Annotated in this window: 9 protein-coding genes and 2 tRNA genes; 5 read left to right on the top strand and 6 right to left on the bottom strand. The window is 72.1% G+C overall.

Going from position 1 to position 7,534, the window contains the following annotated elements:
- The 4 genes from FIF60_RS21160 to FIF60_RS21145 all read right to left on the bottom strand — a co-directional run.
- Nucleotides 1–562, bottom strand: a 562-nt coding sequence (locus FIF60_RS21160) for a hypothetical protein (RefSeq protein ID WP_144300271.1), incomplete at its 3' end; no start/stop codon positions are given.
- Nucleotides 559–2,025, bottom strand: coding sequence for a TolC family outer membrane protein (locus FIF60_RS21155; RefSeq protein WP_239451751.1), 1,467 nt, complete (start codon nt 2,023–2,025; stop codon nt 559–561). The genes FIF60_RS21155 and FIF60_RS21160, both read right to left, overlap by 4 nt.
- 105 nt (nt 2,026–2,130) lie before the next feature.
- Entirely contained in the window at nt 2,131–2,469 is a 339-nt protein-coding gene (locus FIF60_RS21150; RefSeq protein WP_144300270.1) for a rhodanese-like domain-containing protein, read from the bottom strand.
- The gene (locus tag FIF60_RS21145; RefSeq protein WP_144300269.1) at nt 2,469–3,113 is read right to left on the bottom strand and encodes a protein-L-isoaspartate O-methyltransferase family protein; all 645 of its coding nucleotides are present in this window, start codon (nt 3,111–3,113) and stop codon (nt 2,469–2,471) included. The genes FIF60_RS21150 and FIF60_RS21145 overlap by 1 nt, the downstream gene beginning before the upstream one ends.
- 163 nt (nt 3,114–3,276) lie before the next feature.
- Between FIF60_RS21145 and FIF60_RS21140 the strand changes: the two genes are divergently transcribed.
- Nucleotides 3,277–3,350 (top strand) — tRNA-Cys (locus FIF60_RS21140).
- Nucleotides 3,351–3,596: 246 nt separating this feature from the next.
- Nucleotides 3,597–3,672: transfer RNA gene (locus tag FIF60_RS21135), tRNA-Asn, on the top strand.
- Between the two features lie 70 nt (nt 3,673–3,742).
- On the opposite strand, the gene FIF60_RS21130 is transcribed toward FIF60_RS21135, so the two are convergent.
- Entirely contained in the window at nt 3,743–4,339 is a 597-nt protein-coding gene (locus tag FIF60_RS21130; RefSeq protein WP_144300268.1) for a TetR/AcrR family transcriptional regulator, read from the bottom strand.
- Between the two features lie 170 nt (nt 4,340–4,509).
- Here FIF60_RS21130 and FIF60_RS21125 point away from each other — a divergent pair, with 170 nt between their 5' ends.
- Both FIF60_RS21125 and FIF60_RS21120 read left to right on the top strand, forming a co-directional pair.
- Nucleotides 4,510–5,073, top strand: coding sequence for an ester cyclase (locus tag FIF60_RS21125; protein WP_144300267.1), 564 nt, complete (start codon nt 4,510–4,512; stop codon nt 5,071–5,073).
- Nucleotides 5,074–5,095: 22 nt separating this feature from the next.
- Nucleotides 5,096–5,737, top strand: a complete 642-nt coding sequence (locus FIF60_RS21120) for a glutathione S-transferase family protein (RefSeq protein WP_144300266.1) — start codon at nt 5,096–5,098, stop codon at nt 5,735–5,737.
- 33 nt (nt 5,738–5,770) lie between these two features.
- On the opposite strand, the gene FIF60_RS21115 is transcribed toward FIF60_RS21120, so the two are convergent.
- On the bottom strand, nt 5,771–6,322 hold the full coding sequence (locus FIF60_RS21115; RefSeq protein WP_144300265.1) for a DNA-3-methyladenine glycosylase I: 552 nt from the start codon (nt 6,320–6,322) through the stop codon (nt 5,771–5,773).
- A gap of 99 nt (nt 6,323–6,421) precedes the next feature.
- On the opposite strand from FIF60_RS21115, the gene FIF60_RS21110 reads away from it, so the two are divergent.
- On the top strand, nt 6,422–7,534 hold a 1,113-nt coding region (locus FIF60_RS21110; RefSeq protein ID WP_275426731.1), incomplete at its 3' end, for a CoA-binding protein.

The raw sequence follows: 7,534 nt of genomic DNA, 5'->3' as shown, positions 1-7,534 counted from the left end.
GGCCGCGCGCAGCGGCGCGAAGGGCGGCGAAGGACGCGGCGGCGGCGGCCGCCGTGCTGCCGCCGAGAAGCGCGCCCTCCGCTGCGGCCGATGCGGCCGGAACGGCAGGAGGCGGCGGGGGAGAAGCGGCCTCGGCAGGAGGCGCAGGCTGCGGTGCCGGCGCTGCCTGGGCGGGAGCGTCGAACATCGCGTCGATGTCGGCGGCGCTCATCGCCTCCGCAGGCTTCTGCGGCGCCGCCGGCGCCTTCGATGCCGCGAACAGCGCATCGATGTCGGCTGCGCTCATGCCTGCCTGGGAGTCAGGCTTCGCTGCCTCGGGCTTCGTCATGTCCTGGCTCGCTCCCTTCTCCTGGCTGCGGGCGGCAGGCTCGGAGGCGAGCATCTGCTCGGTGAGGTCGAGAACGTCCTCGCCCGGTTTCGCCGCGTCGGGCGCGGCCGGCATCGGTGCGGCCTGGTCCTCGGCGAGGATGCGCCGGATCGAGGCGAGGATGTCCTCCATCGAGCCATCCTGCCCCGCATCAGGCTCCGTGCCGGCAGGGCGCTTGTCGGCCGGGGCGTTCATCGGCTGCTGAGCGGCATGGTGCTGGCAGGCGGCACATCGGTGCCGACCCAGCGGTCGCGCACGGCCTTGTAGTAGTCGAGCGGGTCGTAGATCTGCACCGGCAGCGAGAGGTCGCGTGCCGTGAGCCGCCCCGCCGAGGAGGCGAGGCCGTAGGTGGCGACGAGATACTGTGCCGTCGCGCGCACCAGCGCCACGCGGGCATCGAGCAGTTCCTGCTCCGCATTCAGCACGTCGAGCGTGGTGCGGCTGCCGACCAGCGCCTCGCGCTGCACGCCGTCGAGCGCGATCTCGTTGGCGCGGATCTGCGCGCTGCGCGCCGCCACCTCCGCGCGGGCGCTCTCGAGCGTCTCCCACGCGCGGCGGGCGTTCTCCGTCACCTGCCTGCGCACCTCATCGAACGCCTCGCGGGCCCGCTGCGCCTCCTGCTTGGCCTGGCGCACGCGCGCATGCTCCTGCCCGCCCTGGTAGAGCGGCACGGAGAGCACGCCGAGCACCTGGCTGCCCGTGGACCGCGTGTCGCGCAGCGAGCTGTCGTCGTTGCGGAACGTCGAGCCCTGCAGCGAGGCGGTCGGCAGAAGCTCGCCGAAGATCAGGTCGACATTGTGGATCGCCGCCTGCTCGTCGAACCGCGCGCGCAGAACGTTGGGGTTGTTCGATTCGGCGAGCGTCGCGGCCTGCGCCGAGGAGTTCGCCACGGGGCGGATCGGCGGTGGCGGCACGAGCGAACGCGGCGCCTCGCCGATCAGCCTCTGGAACACCGCGCGGCTGATCTGCAGCGTGCCGTCCGCCGTCGCACGCTCCGACCGCGCGCGCTCGAGGCGCGCCTCCGCCTGGGCCACGTCCGTGCGGGTGATCTCGCCGACGCGGAACCGGTCACGCGCCGCCTGGAGCTGGCGCTCCAGCACGCGCACGTTGTTCTGCGTCAGCCGCAGCACCTCCTGGTCGCGGATCACGCTGGCATAGGCGTTGATGCTCTCGAGCAGGACGATCTGCTCGGTCGCGAGGAGGTTGGCCCGCTCGGCCAGGACCTGGCTCTCCGCGCGGCGCGTGGCGGCGACGGTGCGGCCGCCGCGATACAGCGGCTGGCTGACGGTGGCGCTGCCGGAAAGCGGGTTGCGCTCGGTGTTGGACACGATCCGGGAGCCGTTGTTCTGGAGAGCGCCCGTAGCCGTTCCGTCGGCGTAGCCGAACTGGCCCTGCACCGTCACGGTCGGCCGCCAGCCCGAGAGCGCCTGCGGCACGTTCTCGTCCGTCGCCCGCAGGCGCGCGCGCGCGGCCTGCAATGTCGGGTTGTTGGAATAGGCCATCGCCAGCGCTTCGCGCAGCGTCTGGGCGCCGGCCTCCGGCGCTGCGAGCAGCATCGCCCCCGCAAGCAGGAGGGGGCGTAGCGCGGCGAGCCCCGCACGCCAGGCCCGCGCCTCCACCGTCGCGGCTACCGGCCGATCGAAACCTCTCGGACCCATCGATCTTCCCTTCTCCGGCCCGGCCCGTCGGGCCAGGCCCCTGACAGTCGAAGCCTGACTACCGCGCCGGTGACTGTGGTTGCCAGCGCTCTGTTCCGCAAGCCTTCAATAGGTCGGCACCGAGGCGTCGACGAGGCGTGACCACGCATCGATGCCGCCGCCGAGATTGGTCGCCCCGCCGATGCCCTGCGCACGCAGCCAGGCCGTGACCCGCGCGCTGCGACCGCCGTGATGGCAGAGCACGACGAGCGGACGATCGCGCGGAAGCTCCTCGAGCCGTGCCGGGATCTCGGCCATCGGCACGGCGAGAACATCCGGCAGCGAGGCGATGGCAAGCTCCCACGGTTCGCGCACATCAAGCACCGCATGCGCCTGCCCCGCCTCGCGCCACGCCGCGAGCGTCTCTGGCGTGATCTCGAACGGCAGGGGCGCGGCGTCCGCCATCAGAAGACGAATTCCGGCGCCCTGCGGAACTCCGGTAACACGGGCGTGCCGGCATCGAACAGCGGCACCTCCGTCACCGCCCCGCCCGTCCTGACCCGACGCACCGCGAGGCCGAGCACCCCGCGCCGGCCCGACGCGATCACGGTAAGGAGCCGCCCACCCTCGGCAAGCTGTGCCTCGAGCCCTGCCGGAACGACCTCCACCGCGCCTTCGATGAGGATCACATCGTAGGGCGACTGGCCGGGCCAGCCCTCGGCGAGCGGGCCGGTGACGACCATCGCACCCGTCTTGCGGGCAGCCAGCGCCTCGGCGAATGGCCCCGGCGCCTCGAGCGCGATCACGCGCGCACCGAGCCGGGCGATCACCGCCGCGCCGTAGCCGCAACCCGCGCCGACGAGAAGAACCCGCGTGCCCTCGCCGATCTCCGCCTCCTGCACGAGGCGGGCAAACACCATCGGCTCCATCAGGGCCCGGCCCGAGCCGAGGCGCACATCCTCGTCGAGATAGGCGAGTGCGCGCTGCCCCGGCGGGAGAAACGCCTCGCGCGGCACCGCGCCCATCGCGGCGAGAAGCAGCGGGTCCGTCACCTTGTTGGGGCGGAGCTGGCATTCGACCATGTTGAGGCGGGCCTTGGCGAAATCCATGGAATGTCGGCAGTCCTGTGCTGCGGGCCTCGGGCGAACCGCCGCGTTATAGGCCGCCACGTCGCGCTGCAACAAGCACCACCGCTGCAGCCATGACGCCAGCCCCGCTTGACCGCATCACGGTGTGGCGCCTACGAAACACGCGTTCGCCGGAGCCTTCGGCGGCCCGGTGGCAGAGTGGCCATGCAGGGGACTGCAAATCCCCGTACGTCGGTTCGATTCCGGCCCGGGCCTCCAGCACCGGCGGCGCTTCCGTCCCGTGCCACGGGGTTCGATTCCGGCCCGGGCCTCCAGCACCGGCGGCGCTTCCGTCCCGTGCCGCGGGGTTCGATTGCGGCCCGGGCCTCGCCGCAGGGCGGCAGCGGTCAGTGGGGCTGACGGTGAGGCTTACAACTGATCTGGGACGCTTGAGCCGGGCAGAGGTGCCGCCGTGCCGCTTGATCACGGAGCGCCGCTGCGCTAGAGCCTGCCCGCAGCGAGCGATCCCCGATAGCTCAGTTGGTAGAGCAGCGGACTGTTAATCCGCGTGTCGCTGGTTCGAGTCCAGCTCGGGGAGCCACGCTCGAGGTCACTCCCCCATTCTCGATATCGTTCGGCGGAGCCCGTCTTCCGCGAGGGCGGGCCTCGCCTCAGCGACCCTCTCGGCGCGGCTGGACCCGCCGCAGCGCGGCAAGCGCCGCTTCGGCGATGTGCTCGAGGCTCGTCCGGTCGGCTCCCGCGCGACCGAGCGTCATGATCGCCACCACCGCGCCGACCAGCGCGTCGGCGTGCGTCGCAACCGACAGGCCTTCCGGCACCTCGCCCATCGCCACCGCCTCAGTGAGCGCAGCGACAAAGAAATCCCTGATCTCCTGGAGCCTGCCGCGCGCGAGCGCCTGCGTGGCGGGCGGATGGACGTCCCGCTCCGCCACCGTGTTGACGATCAGGCACCCCGCGCGATCCGGATCCTCGGCCGCGAGACGCACCTGCGTCGCGAGCCAGGCCTCGATCGCCGCGAGGCCGGCGACACCCTTCGGCAGCGTGGCGCGGAACCGCGCCGCATAGGCCTCGAAGGCGCGGCGGAAAAGGCCGTCCTTGTCGGCGAACGCACCATACAGGCTGCCGGGGCGAAGCCCCGTCTCGGCATAGATGTCGGACATCGCCGTGCCCGCGTAGCCGCGACGCCAGAACAGGCGCATCGCCTTCTCGACAACCTCATCCTCATCGAACGCGCGCGGCCGGGGCATGGGCAAACAGTATAGATCGAACGATCATATATCAACAAAAACTTCGGTCTTTTGGCCGGCTTGAATATTTGATCGTTCGATCCATTTCGACGGCATGCCGAGGCGCTCGGCCCGCCGGCACCGCCGGCTCCCACCGGCCGGCGACGCCGGCCGATCGAAGGAGACCTTCCATGCACGCAACCCGTCGCGCGGCGTTGACCGCGCTCGCCACGCTCGCCGCCGCGCCATCGCTGGCGCGCGCGCCGCTCGATCCGCCGGCCCCGCCCGGCACGGTCGCCTACAATGTCTGGCTGGGCAGGACCTTCTCCGAGGTCATGCTGAACGAGCGCTCGCAGGAGCGCCGCGTCGCCATCCTCGAGCGGATCGTCGCGACCGACTACATCCAGCACAATCCGCTGGTGCCCCAGGGCAGGCAGGGGCTCATCGACTTCATTCCCGTCATCTTCCAGGCGATGCCCGATGCACGCTTCATCCTGCATGACGTGTTCGCCACGGAGGATCGCGTCGTCACGCGCTGGACCTGGACGGGAACGTTGACCGGCGAGGGGTTCCTCGGCATCGCGCCGCGTGGCCAGAAGGTCGAGTTCGACGTGATCGATGTCTGGCGTGTCGCCGGCGGTATGCTCGTCGAGCACTGGGACCAGTTCGACTGGCCCCGCGCACTCGTCCAGCTCGGCGTCCAGGGCCTGCCCCAGCCCTTCGTCGAGATCGCCAGCCGCCCCGTGCGGCGTTGACGCAGCGACGGGGAACGGGACGATGACCCTCACCATCCATGGCTGGGCGTTCAGCCCACATGTCCGCGCCGCGCGGATCGCCGCCGCCGAGAAGGGGGTGGCCGCGATCCACGTGCTACTCGATCCCGGCGCTCTCGCCGCCGCAGGACGGAGCTTCGCGCCGTTCGGGCGGGTTCCCGTGCTCGAGCACGGCGCGCTCCGCCTGGCCGAGACCCAGGCGATCCTGCGCTACATCGACGAGGCCTTTCCCGGCCCTGCCTTGCAGCCGCCGGACGCAGCCGCACGGGCGGAAGCCGACATGGCCGCACTGGCAGCCTCCGCCTATTTCTACCCCTCGGGCATCATGGGCGTGTTCTTCAACGAGGCCTATGTCGCAGCGAATGGCGGCACGCCCGATCGCGCGGCGGTCGTCGAGGCGGCCGGGCGCGCCACGCCCTACCTTGCATTCCTGGAGGCACGGCTGGCCGCCGCACCGTTCCTCGGCGGCGAGACCTTCTCGCTCGCCGATGCAGCGGTCGGTGCGCAGATCGATGTGTTCGCGAAGGCGCCAACCGGGCGCTCGGTGATCGACCGACATGCGGCGATCGATGGCTGGCATCGCGCGCTGCTCGCCCGCCCGGCCTTCGTCGCCACCGCGGCGCCTATCCCGCGCTTCGGCCTGTGAGTTCGGTGGGCCACGGAGGTCAGCCTCCGTGGCTCATCGGCGCCGGAAGCAGCCCCCCTCGTGGTCGTCGACGATGCCCACGGCCTGCATCCAGGCGTACACGATGGTCGGGCCGACAAACTTGAAGCCCTCTCGCTTCAGCGCCTTCGAGATACGCTCGGACAGCGCGGTGCTCGCCGGAAGGCTCCGCCCGTCGCCGACCAGCGGCCGGCCATCGGTGAACGACCAGCACCAGGCGGCGAAATCGTCGCCGCGGTCCTGCATGTCGCACCAGATGCGCGCCCCGGCGATCGTCGCCTCGATCTTGGCGCGCGACCGCACGATGCCCGGGTCGGCCAGGAGGCGCGCGATGTCGGCCTCGCCGAACCCAGCGACCACGCGCGGCTCGAACCCGGCGAAGGCCGCGCGGAAGGCCTCGCGCTTGCGCAGGATGGTGATCCAGGAGAGACCCGCCTGGAACCCTTCGAGCATCAGCGTTTCCCAGAGCATCCGCGCATCGCGCTCCGGCACGCCCCATTCCGTATCGTGATAGGCGCGCATCAACGGGTCGTTCTGCGCCCAGCGGCAGCGGCACGGCTCGGCCATCGCTCTCTCCTCTCGGCCCGGCAGGCTGCCCGCCAGAAGCAGCGGCAGCAAGACGGGCGCTGCGAAGCGGCGTTGCGCCGGCGCCATCCGCCCGCGACGATGCGGTGGCTTGAAGACGACGCCCTCCAGGGCGCATGCTGCACCGCAGCACGGAGGCGCGCGCTGATCCACTCGCCCTCACCCCTCGAACGCGTTCTCAGGCCGCGCAGCGTCGCCGTCGTGGGCGATGCCGCCGAGGGCGCGCCGGCGCGCGCGCTTCTGGCGAACCTGCTCGCGGGCGGGTTCGGTGGCCCCGTCCTGCCGGTCTGCCCCGGGCCAGGCTCTGTCGCGGGCGTGCTCGCCTATCCCGACATCGCTTCCCTCCCCCTCGTGCCGGACCTCGCGCTCGTCTCCCTTCCGGCTGACCAGGCCGGGGTTGCCCTCGCCGCCTTGGCCGCCAGGGGAGCAGGCGGGGCGGTGCTCACCGGCCCGCTTCCGCCCGCGGTCCCGGACAGGTTCGGGTTCCTGGGTGCCGGGTCCTTCGGCCTCGTCGTGCCTGCGCTGAAGTTGAACGCCTCCTTCGCCCCGCGCCTGCCGCGCGCGGGGGGGTGCGCGCTCGTCTGCCACGATGGCGGCATCGCCCGTGCGGTGCTCGACCATGCGGGCGCTGCGGCGTTCGGCTTCAGCCATGTCGTGTCGCTCGGCCGCAACGACGGGCTCGGCTTCGCCGCGGTGCTCGACTGGCTCTCGCGTGATTCGGCAACCCGCGTCGTGCTCATCGAGGTCGCGCGCATCCGGGACCGCCGGCGCTTCCTTTCCGCCGCGCGCGCCGTCTCGCGCGGCCGGGCGGTGATCGCGCTCCGCACCGCCCCCGAGGCGCCCCCCGATCCGGAGGCGGAATTCGCGCTCGGCGCCGGGGCGGTATTCTCGGCCGCGCTGCGGCGTGCCGGCATCGTCGATGTCGCGAGCCTGGAGGAGATGCTCGACGCCGCCGCGGTCCTCTCGCGACGCCAGCGCATGCAGGGAGAGCGCGTGTTCATCGCCGCCTCCGCCCCCTCGCTCGCCGCGCTCGCAGGCCGGGCCGTCACCCAGGCCGGCGGCATCGTCGCCGCGCCGGGAGAGGCGGAGGCGAAGGCGCTTGGCCTGCTCGCCTCGGAGGCGCCCTGCTCCAACCCGGCCATCGCGGCCGAGGGTGCGCCGGCGACGCGGCTCGGCGAGCTCGCCGCCTGCGCA

Origin of the sequence: Elioraea rosea, from assembly GCF_007644105.1 — a bacterium.
In the GTDB taxonomy this organism is placed as follows: domain Bacteria; phylum Pseudomonadota; class Alphaproteobacteria; order Acetobacterales; family Acetobacteraceae; genus Elioraea_A; species Elioraea_A rosea.
Note: the sequence above shows the minus strand (reverse complement) of the source record. Positions and strands in the feature narration are given on the sequence as shown.

What these genes read in the sequence shown, in the direction of transcription:
- FIF60_RS21125 (WP_144300267.1), top strand. Translation starts at nt 4,510, where the DNA reads ATGCACGCAACCCGTCGCGCGGCGTTGACCGCGCTCGCCACGCTCGCC.
- FIF60_RS21155 (WP_239451751.1), bottom strand. Translation starts at nt 2,025, where the DNA reads ATGGGTCCGAGAGGTTTCGATCGGCCGGTAGCCGCGACGGTGGAGGCG.
- FIF60_RS21115 (WP_144300265.1), bottom strand. Translation starts at nt 6,322, where the DNA reads ATGGCCGAGCCGTGCCGCTGCCGCTGGGCGCAGAACGACCCGTTGATG.
- FIF60_RS21130 (WP_144300268.1), bottom strand. Translation starts at nt 4,339, where the DNA reads ATGCCCCGGCCGCGCGCGTTCGATGAGGATGAGGTTGTCGAGAAGGCG.
- FIF60_RS21150 (WP_144300270.1), bottom strand. Translation starts at nt 2,469, where the DNA reads ATGGCGGACGCCGCGCCCCTGCCGTTCGAGATCACGCCAGAGACGCTC.
- FIF60_RS21120 (WP_144300266.1), top strand. Translation starts at nt 5,096, where the DNA reads ATGACCCTCACCATCCATGGCTGGGCGTTCAGCCCACATGTCCGCGCC.
- FIF60_RS21145 (WP_144300269.1), bottom strand. Translation starts at nt 3,113, where the DNA reads ATGGATTTCGCCAAGGCCCGCCTCAACATGGTCGAATGCCAGCTCCGC.